Consider the following 15,960-nt stretch of genomic DNA (forward strand, 5'->3'; position numbering starts at 1 on the left):
AGCCGCTTGGGCGAAAGGTACCGCCTCGATGTCGGAAAATCTCGGCACACCCAGAAAAATATCCGCCGAGCGTTGATAAAGCTGGCAGGAGAGCTTTCCGTCCGCGACATAAAACTGGAAAAGACAGTGACATGGCGGCAGGGCCATTTCATCGACCAACGCCGGGTTCCACGCCGATACGATCAGACGCCGCGAATTGGGATTTCCATGCAGCATCTTCAGGAGATTCGCGATCTGATCGATGTGCCGGCCGTCTGGCGCTGGCCAAGAGCGCCACTGATAACCATAAACCGGCCCGAGGTCGCCATTCTCGTCTGCCCATTCATCCCAGATCGATACGCCATTTTCTTTCAGATAGGCGATATTCGTGTCGCCTTTCAGGAACCACAGCAGCTCATGGATAATCGAGCGGAGATGCAGCTTCTTGGTCGTAAGAACCGGGAAGCCTTCTTCAAGATTGAAGCGCATCTGATAGCCGAAAACCGACCGCGTGCCGGTGCCTGTGCGGTCGCCACGGTCCACGCCGTTATCCAGCACATGTTGAAGAAGATCGAGATAGGTGCGCATGAGGATTATCCGGAACCGATTCGTTTTGAAACCACTATAAAGAAAAAACCCCGGCGTGAGACACCGGGGCTTTGGATTCACGAGATCGCTGTGGATCAAAGGTCGCCGAGTTTTCCGAGCTGCTTTGCAACCAGATAATAGAAGGTGACGCGATTTTTGTTGCGGTCGCCCTTCATAACTTCTGCAACATGCGCAACCACTTCATCGCCCTTGGCTTCATCATCGACGCCGAGTTTCTTCGCAACCCAGTTGGTGCGGACGCGCTTCATCTCTTCCGGGTCCGTTGCCGAAACGAGCGAGGAATCGCGATTGCGCAACGCAATACCCAGATGCTTGACGATCTTGTCGACTACAGCTTCATCGGCACCGGCATCGTAGCGACGGACATCCGCGAGATATTCACTCATATATCCACTCTCCTTCGAATGGGGTACACTACCCCGTTTCAGCCACGGAATCCGGCTATATAAAAATTCACTTGCCGACCCCGATATGTTGCGAGGATTGACCAGCAAATGCAGGCTGTCAATGAAAAATGAACGCAAGGGCTAGTTGTCGAGGTTCGCAGGCAAACCCCGTTAAAAACTGCGCCCCCTCTTCCAATCACGATCAACCGCGCCTATATACGGCGTGTCGGCGCAAGCCGACTATGGTGATAAACGGACGGTGTAATAAACCCATTGGACCCGGGGGCGGTACCCGGCGCCTCCACCAGAATACAGATCAGCCTATCGGTTTGTACTGTGGCGGGGGCGAAATAGGATCGACAAGGGTGTAAAGATCGCTCTTTTACTCGGCATGATACCACCGTTATCGGGTCAATTGAGTAGTTGCAAATGACAACAAAGCTCAGGGTTATGCTCTCGCTGCCTAATGGCGGTGCGGGAAACCCACTCTAAAGTCCTTAGGGTTAGCCCCTTAAGGCGGGGTTCGGAGGCACCTGGCAACAGAAGCCTCCACTTCGTTTCCTTACTGATAACCGATTGATTTTTGGTCATTTTCGTTTTCCAGTTTTCAACTGTTTTACAGTTTCGTTCTGTTTCCGTTTCTGGAAGTCCATCAGAATGGCTTTTCCGCCCATCTTACGATCCGCGTAACGGCTATACCGCTCGACCATTTGCGGACTCATTCCAACCGCGTCACAAATCTGCGGAACGCTGAAACCGGCTTGCCGTAGCCTGATAACCGCATTGGCGCGCAGACCATGCCAGACAACATCCTCAATGACTGGCCGGTCTTCTCTGGCTTCCTTGAGCCATTTCCACATAAGATTTGTGGTGAAGGGCTTGCCGTTGTCCTGATACAGAAATGGACCGGGCCTTTTTTCCCATTTCGCCATTTCCGCCTCGAGCTCTGGAAAGATCGGACACCAAGGCCGAACGCCGGTCTTTTTCTGTGGAAGGCTGAAACCGCCATCGTCAATATCAGTCCAGCTGAGCCTGACAACATCACTTATTCGCTGCCCGGTATATCGCGCCAGCACATAGGCGCGCCGTAGCATCCCTGTGAAATTCTCGTCAGCGAAAGCCAGTTGATCTGGCGTCCAAGGCTTATGGCCCTCGCCTTGCTGGAAGTGCGCAACTCCTTGCGTGGGATCCCGGCTCAACAATTCACGTGGCCCGCTCGCCCAACGGCACATGGCGCGCAGTGCATCGAGAAGATTATTCGCTGCACCCGGTGTCTTTGCACCGATCTTTTCCATCAAAGCCTGCACATGTGACGGCCTGAGAGCGTCCGCCTGTAGCTCGCCCCATACTTTCCGTACCACGCGTAGTTGCCGCCGATATTGTTCTGTAGTGCTGTCAGCCAGCTTTCGCGGCAGGCCCGGCCATGCCTCCTGATAAGCATCAATTAATGCGCCTATGGTGCCATCGACTATCGGCCCACAAACGCCTTGTGCCTGCCGGACAGCCTGCCAGAACTCAGGCGAATGGGGATCGTTCGGGAGCTTTATGCGTTCACCAACATGATTCGTGCCGCGCCCTGTCTGGTAATAAAAATACTCTCTTCCGCGTGACACCACACGGTGAACACCTTTTGGCAGCGAAACGGTAGCTGGCCTACGTTGTTTGCGAGACATTGTTCAACCCTGCCAAGAATGGATCATCGGATTGCCCGCTACCAGAGTGCGCCTCAAGCAGAGCTTGAACCTGCGTCCAGCTCCAGCGTACGGAGCCGCCGAGCCTGACAGGCTTCGGAAGCAACCCGCGCCGTACATAATCATCAACAGTTGTTTCGCTAATATCGAGTTCCGTAGCGAGACGTGCTTTACCCAGGTATGAAGGGGGACGATCCCCCAACAATATTCGTGGAAATTCCTCCGCGTTTTTCATAAGTACAGAACGCTTAGCCATGGCTTAGCCCTCCAATTTGCCCGAAATAGCCCGATAAGCAGGCAGAACAAGATTTATTGCAGCCTCATGGAATGGGCTGTCATGCCGCCACCTGACGGCCTTGCGGTCATCTTTACTAAGTGGCGGCCAAACGCGATATTCACCGTCTCTCGATACCAGAGCCGCACCACGAATGGTGAGACCTCCGGCAACGCTAAGATCGGCATAGGCCAGCAAATCAAAGTCAGGCTTTGCCGCACCGTTATAAAGCCGCATTCCAAGAAGCTGCATATCCATTACCGCCCCCTTATCGAGCCAATCGCACAGCAACAGAAACCGCAGCCGCAGCCGCTGTTTCAACCGCATGGCCGATCAATGTATTTCCAGTGTCACTGGCAGTGACTTTCTTGGCAGTCGCGTCCCAAAAAGCTTTCTGCCCCTCGACCAGCCCCGCACCCGTGGCCTTTGGAAGATTGAAAACGCCTTCCAGATAGGTCGATACTTTCTGTCCTGCACCGGCATTCGTGGCGGCAACGCCGAATAGATCACCAGTCAAAAAACCTTCACCCGACAGAACCCCGGCAAGCGGCGCGGTGAGATCAACAATATTTCCATGCTGCACATAGTTTCGCATATCAGTAGCCCTTAGAAACTCTAGGATAAATCAACCGGCGCGACGGCTTTAAAGCCGCCGCAATCCGGGTTTCGAGATCAGCAATGGCAGCGGCCAATTCAGCGTCACTGCGATATTCGGTTTCATCATCCCCAAAGCGGGTCTTGCGAACACCTTCCGCCCGTAAAGCTCGAAGGTTTGCAAGTTGCTGCTGCATCTCGGTTACGTTCATGGCTTATTCCGCCTTGTGATCAAGGCGCGTCCAGCTGCGCCACTCAAGCCAGCCAAGGCCGAACGGGTGGCGTATCTTGAACTGCACTGCATCCGTATTGAAATCGATACGGCTGTCAGTGAAAGGCGCTTCCTGTCCTTGCAGATAAACGCGAACAGCGCCGTCCATCTTCGACGGTGCTGCAACCAGCCAAGACGCATCAGGATCAGTTAGACGCGGTTCAACGACCACTTGCAGCTTACCTGCCAGCGGGTTCACGTCAGCGATTGCAGAAGCCTGAATGCTGGCGAGAAGGCGAAGCGCTGTTTCCTCAAAATCAGAGTGCACAAGCCAATGTGTCGGATAGACACCGATCATCACATCACCCACGCCCTTACGCTTTGCCATCGCAGAACGAGCGCCCATGATCTGCTTAACTTCCGTCAGACCATCCAGCGTGAAATCAACAATATTACCACGACTGGTATGGAAAACTGTCTGACCGTCCTTCATTTTCGGACCGGACAAGCTGCCCTGCTGCACATATGCAACCTGACGATCTGCAATTTCCGCAGCCATGCGCTTGCCAAACTGCGTACCGTCATTGCCAAGGCGAGAACCGGCATTGATCGTCAATTCATATGACTTGCTCGTAATGCCGCCGATCACGGCAACACTGACAGTTTCACCAGTTTCGTGAATGAACGAATGCTTGTATTCACCGCTTTCCAATTTGTCGGCGATTGCAAGGCTGGTCCAATCGGCAAGGCCGCGTGTTTCTGCATTGAATGTCGAAACACTGTCGCGACCAAACAAAGCGGCCATAGGCGAAGCCGCTGCATCCAGTTCGCGGCGCATAGCGAGATTGAAAGTGCCGCCTGCAATCAGTGGAAAATCGGACGTTGTGGCAGCACGACGAACAACTTCCGCATCAGACAGGCCGATGGTTGCAATACCAGCATTGCGGCAAAGGCGCTCGGCCAATGCGCGTTCACCCTGTGCAAACACTTCCGCAGCCTGTCCGTTCGGCTGTTCACCACGATTGACGGCATCATAGAAGTTCACAACCGCATTGCGCAGAACGACAGGATTGTCGAGTGTCTCGTCATTATGCTGGCGGATTGTGCGGACAGGTGGAGCGCCACGCTCTACCGCTGCAAGCGCCAAGGCCGTGCGCTCACTGTCGGGCGCATCAGAATTGCGCAGTGCTTCACGCACGGCATCTGGAACGCCAGCGGCACGACAAACCGTGTCCCATTGTTCAACCGACATGCGGTTGTTTTCGATCACATCTTCGGGGTCCATAGGACTGCTCCTGATTTTTGAATGGGGATCAGCAGGGTTGACCACAAAGCTGCCCTCGATCAGCTTCCCCGAAAGGGCTGTTCTGATCTTGCGGCCTGTTTCTGGGTCTTTGCTGTCACGCCATTTCGAAACTGAAAAGGAAATGGAAAAACTCGATTGCACGCCATCTTTAAGATTGGCTGCTAGCGCGTCATTATCAGCGCGCGAAGATAAGCGCCCTTCGGCTATGAGGGCTTGAATGTTGCCTTCGATTGTTTCGAGGCGGAAGTTTTTAAGAATGCCCACCGTGTCACGAACACTGATGGAATGATCTGTTTGCAGTGGCAGGCTTTCCGGCCAGCCGTCAGCGCCAAACGATGCAAGGTCCAGCACTTCGAAATGGCTTCCGCAATTTACGGGCGCAGATGTTGCGACAACAACCGTAAATGAACGCGTTTCTGGATCGTAACTGTTCGGTTTGGCCTGTGCCTGAAACCGACGAACAAGATTTGTCATTGTTTATTTCCTTGAATTTTGACGGTTTTGTCGGCTTCAATTTCTGACTGCACAGTCTCGTATTCGCGGCCTCTCGCTTCGATGATTTCCTTGCGAGATTTCAAACCAGCATTCAGCAAGGAAATATCGGCATTGGCTTCCTTGAGACGGTCAATTTCCGGCCAGCTTGGTTCAATCCAACCGTGGTCAAGATCGGCTCTTATCCGGCCTGCCAATCGCTCAATTGCTTGCCAGCGGGAGAATACGGGATCGAGAACGCCCTCGATCAAAATCACTTTGCGAGTGGCTTCCGCCTTGCGGCGTGCCGTCAAGGCACCGCCACGAAAGCTGGAATAATTCACACCCTCAAGATCACCGATCAGGTCTTCATAGGTCACGCCAACTGACGCCGCTATCTGGCGATAAAGCACCTTGATAAATGCGTTGAAGTCCGGCGACTGTGGGCCGTTGACGACTTCAACCTGTTCGCCTGGACGTGCACGAATAATGGCACCGGGTTCCAACGATGGATTAGGCTCACCGTCAAAAGCGTCTGTGCCGTCAGGACTGGTCAAGATTGCTGTCAGCATCGCACTGACTTGCAACTGCTTGAGCCGTGCTTCTATGGCAATGCTTGCATTGTTGAGAACCGGCAATGTTGCGACAAGCGCACTGATACCGCGCACCTGTCCGGGAAACTCATGCTCAAACACATGCACAACGTCCGATGCATCAAAACGAACCGATTGCGTGTTACGGGCAAATGGATCGCCGGGAGAGTTCGGCAATATCCAATAACCGGCAATCACGCCACGGCCATCACGCTCGACACCGGCGACGATAGAGCCAGACGTGCCCAAATCTTCATTCTTGGAGCGATCAAGCTGTTCCGGGTCGAGAAGCTGGAATGCGTACCGGCCATCAATGACACGATGCAAACCGAGAATTTCACCGCTGATCACCCATGAACGGATCGAAGCACGCTGCATGGCAGTGACCGACATTAGCGCAGATGGATCAATGCGCGTGGCATTGAACCGTGCATCAACGATCTGATCTGGCGTGTTCAACCGAACACCGCTGCCGACGATCTGCGATACAACGAGATTGACCGCCGAACGCACAACGGGATCGTTCACATAAAGACCCGCAACACGCTGCGAAACTGTCTGGCCTGCCTGACGAATATCAGCCGATCCAGAGATCATGCGCGAGTCATCGGGCCAATTCACGCTTGCGGCGTTCACGGCACGTTTATGATTTGGATTCCCTTTGTTCGCACGCGAGAAAAGTTTAGGGAAAGGCAGGCCCATTATTCGATCTCCATTCTCTAAACTTATTCAAACAGTCCGTTGAGAGGTTCGTGCAATTGTTCCATGACCTTATTTAGATCGAGGGCAATAAGCCCCAGAGGCTGTAACTTAAACACCTCGTCCAAGCTGGCGTGCACCTCAACTTGCAGCCGCCCTCCCTCCCAAAAATTAAAAGCTACAAGAAAAGGCAGCTTACCTACTTTTTTTGCGTAAACTGGATCATCAGCGACAGCAGCGTAAACGTATGGAACCGCAGAACCGGCGACGTGGAAAGCGTCTGTCAGATCTGAAATTATTCGCCACTTCATGAGAATGTTGACAACGGCCAATTGAGCTACATCGCCTACGGAATACCCCCATCGGCCATTATCCTGTTGAGTACCCAGTTGGAGAAGTCCACGACGCCGCCAATCCCTCAAAACATCAGGTGAAAGGCCGGTTCTTGCTTCAACTTCGGAAGGTGAGATTAAACGAGTCATCTTAAATATCCATGTGATTGTCTCACACATAATACCGTGTGATGATCCCATGTCAATGCTCGAACTACATACTTATTCAAGCTATGGCTTATATTAGTATCGAGCGTGACGGCGTGGATAAGTTTTCGCTACAAGCGAGACCGCGCCGAAGGCTCTTGCATTTCGACACCCTCTAATGCAGCTAACGCATTAAGTGTTTTCTTGTCCGCAATCTCAAGAACACGGCTCACACCGCCGAGAATGTTGTTATATGGGCGGGATAGATCTTCACTGATATTTCCTAAACACTCGATAGCAGTTCGCAGTAATGCAGAAACATCGTAAGCATCATCAATAGCCAGATTGATTTCGTCTTTATCTATCATGGCAAGAGAACCCCCTTTTTGGCGCAAACACGATACGCATAAGCGGCTTTTTCATGCGTCATTTCATTAGATTTTACTGCTTCAAGCCCTCGTATCAGAAGCGCTCTAATCGCATGGGAACGACTCGGCATTCCGGCTGGAACACCCCAACCATCTATCTGATCGAGAACTTCGCTATCGACGAGAAAGACAATTCGCTTGTCTGCCGACTTACCAACATATTGAGGCATGTCACTTCCTATTATCAAACGAATTACCATTTTTATGGTAACTTCATTTACAATTGTCTGTGTGACATAAGAATGTCAATAGGTATGTCAAAATTTAGAGGTGTATGGATGGCAAAACCTTCAGGTGATCACACGCGGCGCGTCTACGTCCTCCCCAACGACCTAGTGGAGCGGATTACCGCGTTTCAAGCAGAGCGCGGTTTTTCTTCTGAGGTAGAAGCTGTCAGAAAACTCCTCAATGACGCACTACAATCCAAAGACACCCCAGTAGTTTTGCTCAACAGAGCTATGGAACGCATGAGGGTAATCAGAGTTGCCTCTGAGGTAGCGCGAGAGATTCTAGTGGGCCATCCGCTTGTTAGTGAAATAAAGTTCGAGGATGACGACATAGATTTTTGGATTAAATCTGCCGGACATTATAAAATTAACTACAAGGGTGAATTATTCCACGATGCTGATAGCAGCGGTAATGGTTGGGAATTCATCAAAGGACTTGATTAACCTACAATCAAGTCGCCAAGTTGGCGACTTGATCAACTGGCCAACTTGGCCACATGAAATACGGGTGACACCGTGTCACCCGTACGGGTCTGCAAATTTGCAGACCCATAACCCTCACCGCAGCCACTTCGATTTCATAACCGTCTGCACCTTCGGCGCTACGGTTTCGACACCAAGCCGCAAATCATCAATGCGCTGATCCCAGTTGATATTCAGTATCTGGCGCGCTGCGAAACCATACACAACACAATCCAGCGCTTCGGCTCTACGACCGGGAATGCGCTCAAATCGACGCTGTGGCTGTCCGCGTGTATAGCGAACAACAACCCGCTCACTCGCAAGCTGTTCAAACCACGACAGCGGCAACCGATCAGAAAAACGGATTGTGCGCCCACGCGATAACCGTGCCGTCAGGTGCGATTTCAGCCCATCTACACCGACGATCCAGAGTGCCCCACCTTTCACCTTCGATTTGGATTTCTCAATCCATGGGCGATTTCCGTTCACACCCTTGATTGCGAGCACCTTGCGCGATGAACGCGGAAAGCAGAACGAATAGACATTTTCCATCGTTTCACCGTCCGAGCTATCGATTGCAACAGCGTCCAGACCGAGCTTGCCACCGAGCGGGTGATCAAAGCGCATTTTCAACACTGCATCGAGTTCGGTCCATGTCGCATCGTCGTCAGGCAAGCCCCAAATCACCTTGTGATCAAGGATCATGGCTTCGCCATCCCGCGTCCAGCCGATGATTGTAACCTCAAGGCGGTCGCGTTGCGTGTCTACGCCTGCTGTGAGGGCAAGAACGCTTTCCGGCAGCATATCAAGCGAGATCGCTTCGACGCGGCTTGCAAGCTCGCTATCGTCCATTTCTTCGCCGCTTTCGCGCCAGCCCTGCCCCAGCACAAGATTGATGAACGTTTGCAGCAATGCCGGATCATCTTTGGCCGCAAGAAACTCTTTGGCAAGAATGCCCCACGCTGCATTTTCAAGCGGCGACACAAGCGAGTTGATACGAAAACCCGCATGGCCCTTCACTTCCGGCGCTGTAATACGCCAGCGACCGGCTGCAACCATGCTGCCCTTATGCTTTTCCTCCACGATAGAACCGCAGCCAGGACAAGCCCAATGAGCCTTATCCGGTTCGCCTTCCGGCCAGTGAATATCCTTCCATTCGATTTCGTGGAAGTCACCACATTCAGGGCAAGGCACCTCATAGATTCGCTTGTCGGAACGCTCATAGGCGCTCAGAACATGGCTGCTATCTTCATAAATCGGCGTCGATCCAATGATGATTTTTCGATCTGGAAAGGACATGGTGCGCCGTTCCGCAATCGGGATCGGACTGCCTTCCTTGGTCATTTCCATGCCGTCTGTCTCGTCCATGATCAGAATACGGGCATTGTGAGCGCGAAGATTGCGCGGCGCTTTGGCTGCAATAACCTTGAGACTACCACCGGGAAAGCGCCGTGACAGAAGCGTGTTGCGCTTCTCGCTGCCCTTATCGCTCGCCAGCGCGTTTGCAAGGCATGGCGAAGCCTCGAAAGTCGGTTCGACATTTGACACAACGAATGTTCGGCAGTCATCCTCTGTCGGCAGCACGAACAGAACGGGTGCCGGTTCGTTCACCACATGCGAACCAAGCAAGCCAACCAGCAATGTGGTGTAACCGATACGCGCCGATTTCACGACCGTAATGCGTTCGATCTTCGAATCGCTCATTGCATCGGCCATGCCGCACTGAAACGGATATAGCCGGATAGGTCCGCGCATGGCCGATACATCGGCAGGCAACCGCACTTCACGCTCGATCCACTGCGACAGTTCCAATCGTGCAGGCGGAATAATCGACCGGCGTGCACGCTCACGTACTTCGAGAAGTGTTTCACTGATCATTGCCAAACTCCGTAAGCATCCGGCGCAGCTCGCCGTCTATGGCTTCGATATCCTCAGCCGCCAGTTGCGGCAGGATCTGCCGTAACCGCGAAGGAACCGCGAGAACGCTGGAGCGCAACTGCATCCACTCGCCTGACCAGAGCCGTTCCACTTCGCTTGCAGGCACCAATTCGCGCCGCATGGTCGCATTTTTCAGTTCGACAGCATCGGCTTGCGCCTTCGCCAGCCTTGCGCGCTCGGCTGTCAACGATACCGCCTGCTTTTCCTCGCCGAACAGCGTGGCACCTTGTGCCTGACTTGCTGCCCGTGTCGGATTGATATTCTCGGAGATCCAGAGTTTGCACCGCGCCACATCAAGCTTTCCATCACGCTCAACCGGCATTCCCGCCGTGATCATCTGCGAAACTCGACCGGGAGAAACATTGATCAGCTTGGAGAAACCGCTTTTCGAAATGGTGCGCGGCTCTTGTTTCAACGCTGGATCGGCTGAAACTTCATGAACAATATTCATGACTATCACCATTTAACCCATTGTTTTTAGCTATAAAATTTAATTGCACAGACCGAAATCCCGCAGTCGCGCTCACCCGCAGCAGACAGACGCCCGGAAGGACCCAAACATTCATGCCCCGACTGCCCTCGCAGCCATCGGCACCACATTCCCGCCGCCTGCCTGCCTTGCCACCAGTGCATTCATGAACGCTGGCAGTGCCTTCACTCCACCGCGTGGAAAGCTCATAGCCTTGGCATCTCGTGGAAACGGCCAGCCCCTTGCCTCAAACTCGCACTGCCAATCCTTCCATTGATCGCTGCCTGACATGACAGCCACCATCTCGAAAGCGATCTTGCGTATCGAAGGCGCAAGCGTTTCATGCTCAAGTGCCTTTGGCTGTTCGAACATGCTGTTGATCTCAGGCCATCCATGCTTAGCCTGATGATCCAGAACAAGGGCTGGCCTTTTCTCGATCTCGATCAGGTTTCGAAGCAAAGCAGTTCCCGGCCTTGGCAATGCCCCCGGCCCTTTTGCCAATTTGTCGAAAACAGCTATCGACCATGCAGCCTTGAACGGTTCATCGGCAGCGTCATGCGCACGCGCCGCGCTCAAGGATTTAATCAGGGATTTATTCAAAGAGGTTTGTAGGACATTTTTGTCCACCTTTTCGGCATTCAAATGTCCACCTTTAGGGACAGCCATGTCCACCTTTTCCACTAAACGTGGACAATTTTGTCCACCTTTATCAGTGACAACAGACGGCATATCAGTGACGGTTTCTTCCGTTCTCGCAATGGTCTTGATAACCGCAAAATACGTAAGCGCCTTCGAACGTCCGCCATTGCCATTCGTCACAACATGGCCGCGTTCCCGCAACAATGAAACCGCACGCTGGATCGTCTTTGGAGAGCAGCCAGCCTCTTTTGCAAGCGTCTCATATGACGGCCATGCATTCAGGTTTCCGCTGCCTGCAAAGCCCCTACGATTGAAATAACGGCTAATTCGAAAGGCGGCATCGCGTGCTACTGTGGTAAGTTGCTGATCATCGTATATCTGATCAAGCCACGCCATGCGGCAACGGGTGAAATCATCGCTCATGGCTACAATCCCCCGCATTGGCTGAATTTTCCAGCATACGCGCTTGTTTCATCGCCTCGATAGCGTCTAGCAGAGTAAGCGTGAAGCGCTCACGTAGGGCCGGTATTTTGGCCCCTACGCATTGGTGGCCGCATTCAATAAGCCATTTCGCAGCAACCAATATTTCAGGATTAAGGTGATCAGCCATCATCAAGCCTCACCAAGCTGCAAAACTAAACGGTTTTCGCCACGATCATCGACGGCTGAAACCTCAAACCAAGGCTGGCCTGGACGGGCCAATGCTCGCACCTTGTCCTTTGCCCTGACTATGACAGTCGGGTATTTGGTACGGTCGATATGAAGTTCTGATTTTTGGGCGACAATGCGCGTGCGCCAAGATGATTTGCTCGAACCGCCAATCGTAGTGGACTTGCCACCACCAACGCGCAGAACGGCTTCTATCTCGATTATAGGGCGGCTGGGATCGGCTGTGCCTTGAGCAGTGAAAAATGATAGTCGAACAGGCTCAGCAAATGCCCGATCAACCGCAGCCACAGTCCGATCTCGCAAGCGGTGATAACGTGCGGGCATCATAGTGACACCTCGCAAACGTTATCGGCAGTGGTTATTTCTCTGCCTTCAACTGTTTTACAATAGGCCGGTTTGTTCCAACTATGTTCACGGTTTTCCTTAGCTTTGCTGGAAAACGTATTCTCTTTAATTTCAATAGGTAAAGCGGGTTTAGGCGGAAGCCTCCACTTTCCCTTTCACAAAGCCTATGCAGCCGCAGCTTCCGTATCCAGTTCGCTCGCCTTGCGCGAAAGAACGATCTGCGTCAGCACGAAGGCCGTCAGCGCACAACCGGCGATCCCGCCTACCATCGGCAGAGCCGTTCCATCAAAGAATGAACCGGTTACACCAATCGCCACGCCGCCAATCACGAAATGCAGCGTCCCCATCAGCGCGGAAGCAGTTCCAGCAATCTCGCCGTAATCCTCAAGAGCCAGAACTGCCGTTGTCGGGATAACGAGGCCGAGAAAACCATATCCCACGAACAGGAAGCCTGCGATCAGCCAAAGCGACTGATGGCCCATGAGTGCCGCGGCGAACATGGCGAGCATTGCCGCTGCAAAACCGGAGACCGCGAATCGCATGACGCGGCGAAGCCCGAAGCGCGATCCCAACCACCCATTCAACTGCGACACGCCGAAGAACGATACCGCATTGGCCGAGAACGCAATGGCATATTGCGTTGGCGTCAGGCCGTAATGGTCGATAAGCACGAAGGACGAATTGGCGAGATAGACGAAGAACGACGCGATGCCAAAGCCGCCGACAAAAACCAGCCCAAGAAAATAACGGTCCTTGAGCAGACGGCCATAGCCGCGCAGGGCACTGCCCAGATTGCTTTCAAGTCGCGCTTCTGCCGTCCGCGTCTCTTTCTGTGCAGTTGCCACCAGAATGATACCAATGGCAGCAGCGACCAGAACCGCCCAGAAAACACCACGCCAGCCAAAGAAGCTGATGATGACCGAGCCGGTCAGCGGCGCCAGAATCGGCGAAATAGAGAAAACCAGCATCAGAAGCGACATCAGGCGCGCTGCCTCGATGCCTGTATGAAGGTCGCGCACGACAGCGCGTGGAATGACCATACCTGCCGCTGCTCCCAGCCCCTGAACGAAGCGGAAAAGCACCAGCACATCTATATCGGTCGCCATAGCAGAACCGATACTGCCGATACCAAACAGTACCAGACCGCCGTAAAGCGGAAGTTTGCGTCCGACCATGTCGGACAGCGGCCCGCAGAAAAGCTGCGCAACCGCAAGAGCAATGAAAAAGGCCAGAAGACTCATCTGCACAGCACCAGTTTCCGCATGCAGATCAGCGGCAATGGTGGGCAGAGCTGGCAGATACATATCGATCGCAAATGGGCCAATGGCGGAAAGAAGGCCAAGAACAATGGCATTGCGCACAAGACTGGAAGCCATGGGGAACGCGCTTTCATCAATGTTTCGTGAGATTCCCGCACCGATTTCGGATCTCCGGTTTTGCTTGGGAGGATGGCGCCATCGGGCTCGCAAAATCGGTACAGGACAGATAATTATTTGTATTCGCTACCAGTTTTCGTCTGAGCCGTATGATATCGACCTGTTTTCCATTACAGTCGACACTTGAAAACTCTCCAACGAAAGGCATTCTATACGCATGGTCAAAACAGATTTGACACTAATGTCAAATTAGACACCATTGTCCAAAACGTCAAGCTATCTTATGTTGGAGTTATGAAGCCTACTGACATAATCGACATGGCCGCCCTGCCCGAGAAGCGTGCTGTATCCGAAAAGGGCCTGAATTCCGCGGCGATAAAGCCCGGACAGTGCATGAAGCGCGACTTCATTTTGTGCTCTGCGGCACGCGTTTTCAATCGCGATGGTTTTCAGGGCGCGAGCATAGACCTTATTGCCAACGAAGCGGGCGTGTCGCGTCAGACCATCTATAATCACTATCGCGACAAGGAAGCCTTGCTTGCCGCCGTCGTTGAGGATGCGCTTGCGCGCATGAATGCGAGCCTGTTCGCAGTTCTGGCTACCTTCCCCCAGACTGGGGAAAATCTGGAGCACGATCTGGTGGCTTTCTCGATCCGCATGAGCCGGAATTGCATTTACGATTCGTCCGGTGCGTTTCTGCGCAAGGTCATGCAGGCCAACGAGACCAATCTGCCGCTCGCAGCCAATATTTGCAGTACCAAAGGTCCGGCACAAGCTATTCCGGCTATAGCGGCACGTCTGGCGCGCCTTGCCATGGATGGACATCTACGCGTTGACGATCCAGATCTTGCTGCACGCCATTTCATGGCACTCATCAATGCCGATACGCACTATCATATGCTGACGGGCCAAGGCGTTGATGATGCAATCATCGAGAAGAGCGCCGTCAACGGAGTGCGCACCTTCCTGATGGCCTTCGGAAGACGATAGGGCAAGCGCACCCTGCTGCGTTCAAAAATTGCACATCTTTCCGCCACAGGCATCGCCCTGTAGCATTTTCGGGTCATATATCATCGGTTCCTGCGAGAACGAACTTGACATCGACCTCCGAATCCGTGGGATAAGCAAACCATGGTACAGGACCTAATCCGTTACGATATTCTCGCTCAGGAAGCCCTACGCGGCGTCATTCGCAAGGTTCTTGCGGAAGTGGCCAAGGCTGGCTTGCCAGGTAACCATCATTTCTTCATCACGTTCCTGACTGGAGCGCCCGGTGTGCGAATTTCCTCGCGCCTGAAGGAGAAATATCCCGAGCAGATGACAATCGTTTTGCAGCATCAGTTCTGGGACATGCTGGTTACAGATCAGCTGTTCGAAGTTGGCCTGTCGTTCGGTGATATTCCTGAAAAGCTTACAGTGCCTTTTTCTGCCGTCCGTGGCTTCTACGACCCTTCGGTCAATTTCGAACTCGAGTTCGATGTCGCGGTCGCACAGCCGGAAAGCGACAATGACGAAGGCGGCAATGTAGCCCCTATTGAAATCCTCCCGACGGAAGCACCGGTCGAGAAGTCAGAAAAGCCCAAATCGAAGTCGCGCAAGACTGTAGCCGAAAAAGAAGCCGCTGCGGCCAAAGACAGCAATGCAGATGATGGCGCCGACAAGGAAGCCAAACCTTCTGCCGATGTTGTTTCTCTGGATGCCTTTCGGAAGAAATAATTCCGCGCGGTCCATCCTCATGTGAAGAATGTGCCAGAGCTCCTGCTGGTTTCGTCCGCTTGTTTGATTGGATAGTTCAGATTCACTGTTGATCGTGATCAATGGTGAAAAACAAGCAGGCGTTTTATACTCTGTTCTGACGGCAACCAGTTCAGGATTGATTTCGATGATTCGTGCAATTGCTCAGGCAGTATTGTGGATAAGCGGCATCGTAGCCGCCTTCTTTGTGGCAAAGGACGAACCCAACTTTCCTCTTCTGCAGATGACAGTTGGGCTCATACTTCTAATTCTGGTGTCCTTGGCCATCTGGTGGTTTACCAATCCGAAGGGCCCCCAGAAATAAAGCCAGCCTATTACGAGCTTGCTAGATTGAACCGAAACGCAGTATTTTTTCAGAAG

General features: G+C 52.9%; 21 protein-coding genes, 1 other RNA gene and 1 pseudogene. 5 read left to right on the forward strand and 18 right to left on the reverse strand.

Annotated features, from left to right (window positions below):
* Nucleotides 1-42: 42 nt before the first annotated feature.
* Nucleotides 43-567: pseudogene (locus MKS82_RS15645) on the reverse strand (thymidylate synthase); the annotation flags it as partial.
* Nucleotides 568-662: 95 nt separating this feature from the next.
* The gene (locus tag MKS82_RS15650) at nucleotides 663-974 is read right to left on the reverse strand and encodes a DUF2853 family protein (protein ID WP_109989067.1); all 312 of its coding nucleotides are present in this window, start codon (nucleotides 972-974) and stop codon (nucleotides 663-665) included.
* Nucleotides 975-1,160: 186 nt separating this feature from the next.
* On the opposite strand from MKS82_RS15650, the gene ssrA reads away from it, so the two are divergent.
* Nucleotides 1,161-1,528: a transfer-messenger RNA gene (gene ssrA / locus MKS82_RS15655) on the forward strand.
* A 33-nt stretch (nucleotides 1,529-1,561) separates the two neighbouring features.
* Here the strand turns inward: ssrA and MKS82_RS15660 are convergent.
* The 10 genes from MKS82_RS15660 to MKS82_RS15705 all read right to left on the reverse strand — a co-directional run bounded on the left by MKS82_RS15660 (nucleotide 1,562) and on the right by MKS82_RS15705 (nucleotide 7,890).
* Entirely contained in the window at nucleotides 1,562-2,647 is a 1,086-nt protein-coding gene (locus MKS82_RS15660; RefSeq protein WP_240578985.1) for a tyrosine-type recombinase/integrase, read from the reverse strand.
* Nucleotides 2,628-2,921 carry a helix-turn-helix transcriptional regulator gene (locus tag MKS82_RS15665; protein WP_240578986.1) on the reverse strand — a complete coding sequence of 98 codons (294 nt, stop codon included), beginning with the start codon at nucleotides 2,919-2,921 and terminating at the stop codon, nucleotides 2,628-2,630. Before MKS82_RS15665 ends, MKS82_RS15660 begins: the two co-directional genes overlap by 20 nt.
* A gap of 3 nt (nucleotides 2,922-2,924) precedes the next feature.
* On the reverse strand, nucleotides 2,925-3,197 hold the full coding sequence (locus MKS82_RS15670) for a hypothetical protein (RefSeq protein WP_240578987.1): 273 nt from the start codon (nucleotides 3,195-3,197) through the stop codon (nucleotides 2,925-2,927).
* A 10-nt stretch (nucleotides 3,198-3,207) separates the two neighbouring features.
* Complete coding sequence (locus MKS82_RS15675; RefSeq protein ID WP_240578988.1) at nucleotides 3,208-3,534, reverse strand: DUF2190 family protein; 327 nt, start codon at nucleotides 3,532-3,534, stop codon at nucleotides 3,208-3,210.
* A gap of 1 nt (nucleotide 3,535) precedes the next feature.
* Nucleotides 3,536-3,745 (reverse strand): phage head-tail joining protein, encoded by a 210-nt coding sequence (locus tag MKS82_RS15680; protein WP_240578989.1) that lies wholly within the window; start codon nucleotides 3,743-3,745, stop codon nucleotides 3,536-3,538.
* 3 nt (nucleotides 3,746-3,748) lie between these two features.
* A complete protein-coding gene (locus tag MKS82_RS15685) occupies nucleotides 3,749-5,524 on the reverse strand; it encodes a Mu-like prophage major head subunit gpT family protein (protein WP_240578990.1) in 1,776 nt (591 codons plus the stop codon).
* On the reverse strand, nucleotides 5,521-6,711 hold the full coding sequence (locus tag MKS82_RS15690) for a phage portal protein (RefSeq protein WP_240578991.1): 1,191 nt from the start codon (nucleotides 6,709-6,711) through the stop codon (nucleotides 5,521-5,523). Before MKS82_RS15690 ends, MKS82_RS15685 begins: the two co-directional genes overlap by 4 nt.
* Before the next feature lie 128 nt (nucleotides 6,712-6,839).
* Nucleotides 6,840-7,295, reverse strand: coding sequence for a MerR family transcriptional regulator (locus MKS82_RS15695; protein WP_240578992.1), 456 nt, complete (start codon nucleotides 7,293-7,295; stop codon nucleotides 6,840-6,842).
* A gap of 128 nt (nucleotides 7,296-7,423) precedes the next feature.
* The gene (locus MKS82_RS15700) at nucleotides 7,424-7,660 is read right to left on the reverse strand and encodes a hypothetical protein (RefSeq protein ID WP_240578993.1); all 237 of its coding nucleotides are present in this window, start codon (nucleotides 7,658-7,660) and stop codon (nucleotides 7,424-7,426) included.
* Nucleotides 7,657-7,890 carry a hypothetical protein gene (locus MKS82_RS15705; RefSeq protein WP_240578994.1) on the reverse strand — a complete coding sequence of 78 codons (234 nt, stop codon included), beginning with the start codon at nucleotides 7,888-7,890 and terminating at the stop codon, nucleotides 7,657-7,659. The genes MKS82_RS15700 and MKS82_RS15705 overlap by 4 nt, the downstream gene beginning before the upstream one ends.
* Before the next feature lie 108 nt (nucleotides 7,891-7,998).
* On the opposite strand from MKS82_RS15705, the gene MKS82_RS15710 reads away from it, so the two are divergent.
* Nucleotides 7,999-8,391, forward strand: a complete 393-nt coding sequence (locus MKS82_RS15710; RefSeq protein ID WP_240578995.1) for a hypothetical protein — start codon at nucleotides 7,999-8,001, stop codon at nucleotides 8,389-8,391.
* A 114-nt stretch (nucleotides 8,392-8,505) separates the two neighbouring features.
* Here MKS82_RS15710 and MKS82_RS15715 read toward each other — a convergent pair whose 3' ends face one another.
* From MKS82_RS15715 to MKS82_RS15740, 6 genes are all read right to left on the reverse strand, one after another.
* Nucleotides 8,506-10,287 (reverse strand): phage terminase large subunit family protein, encoded by a 1,782-nt coding sequence (locus tag MKS82_RS15715; protein WP_240578996.1) that lies wholly within the window; start codon nucleotides 10,285-10,287, stop codon nucleotides 8,506-8,508.
* On the reverse strand, nucleotides 10,277-10,798 hold the full coding sequence (locus MKS82_RS15720) for a DNA packaging protein (protein ID WP_240578997.1): 522 nt from the start codon (nucleotides 10,796-10,798) through the stop codon (nucleotides 10,277-10,279). Before MKS82_RS15720 ends, MKS82_RS15715 begins: the two co-directional genes overlap by 11 nt.
* A 111-nt stretch (nucleotides 10,799-10,909) precedes the next feature.
* Nucleotides 10,910-11,878 carry a helix-turn-helix domain-containing protein gene (locus MKS82_RS15725; RefSeq protein WP_240578998.1) on the reverse strand — a complete coding sequence of 323 codons (969 nt, stop codon included), beginning with the start codon at nucleotides 11,876-11,878 and terminating at the stop codon, nucleotides 10,910-10,912.
* Nucleotides 11,868-12,068 carry a hypothetical protein gene (locus MKS82_RS15730; RefSeq protein WP_240578999.1) on the reverse strand — a complete coding sequence of 67 codons (201 nt, stop codon included), beginning with the start codon at nucleotides 12,066-12,068 and terminating at the stop codon, nucleotides 11,868-11,870. The genes MKS82_RS15725 and MKS82_RS15730 overlap by 11 nt, the downstream gene beginning before the upstream one ends.
* The gene (locus MKS82_RS15735) at nucleotides 12,068-12,451 is read right to left on the reverse strand and encodes a hypothetical protein (RefSeq protein WP_240579000.1); all 384 of its coding nucleotides are present in this window, start codon (nucleotides 12,449-12,451) and stop codon (nucleotides 12,068-12,070) included. Before MKS82_RS15735 ends, MKS82_RS15730 begins: the two co-directional genes overlap by 1 nt.
* A gap of 182 nt (nucleotides 12,452-12,633) precedes the next feature.
* Complete coding sequence (locus MKS82_RS15740; RefSeq protein WP_176036891.1) at nucleotides 12,634-13,845, reverse strand: multidrug effflux MFS transporter; 1,212 nt, start codon at nucleotides 13,843-13,845, stop codon at nucleotides 12,634-12,636.
* A 294-nt stretch (nucleotides 13,846-14,139) separates the two neighbouring features.
* On the opposite strand from MKS82_RS15740, the gene MKS82_RS15745 reads away from it, so the two are divergent.
* The 3 genes from MKS82_RS15745 to MKS82_RS15755 all read left to right on the forward strand — a co-directional run bounded on the left by MKS82_RS15745 (nucleotide 14,140) and on the right by MKS82_RS15755 (nucleotide 15,904).
* Entirely contained in the window at nucleotides 14,140-14,835 is a 696-nt protein-coding gene (locus tag MKS82_RS15745; RefSeq protein WP_109989066.1) for a TetR/AcrR family transcriptional regulator, read from the forward strand.
* Between the two features lie 141 nt (nucleotides 14,836-14,976).
* Nucleotides 14,977-15,561 (forward strand): SspB family protein, encoded by a 585-nt coding sequence (locus MKS82_RS15750; protein ID WP_109989065.1) that lies wholly within the window; start codon nucleotides 14,977-14,979, stop codon nucleotides 15,559-15,561.
* An 88-nt stretch (nucleotides 15,562-15,649) separates the two neighbouring features.
* Nucleotides 15,650-15,904 (forward strand): hypothetical protein, encoded by a 255-nt coding sequence (locus tag MKS82_RS15755; RefSeq protein ID WP_109989064.1) that lies wholly within the window; start codon nucleotides 15,650-15,652, stop codon nucleotides 15,902-15,904.
* Nucleotides 15,905-15,960: the final 56 nt, after the last annotated feature.

This window comes from Ochrobactrum sp. A-1 (assembly GCF_022488005.1).
Lineage (GTDB): Bacteria > Pseudomonadota > Alphaproteobacteria > Rhizobiales > Rhizobiaceae > Brucella.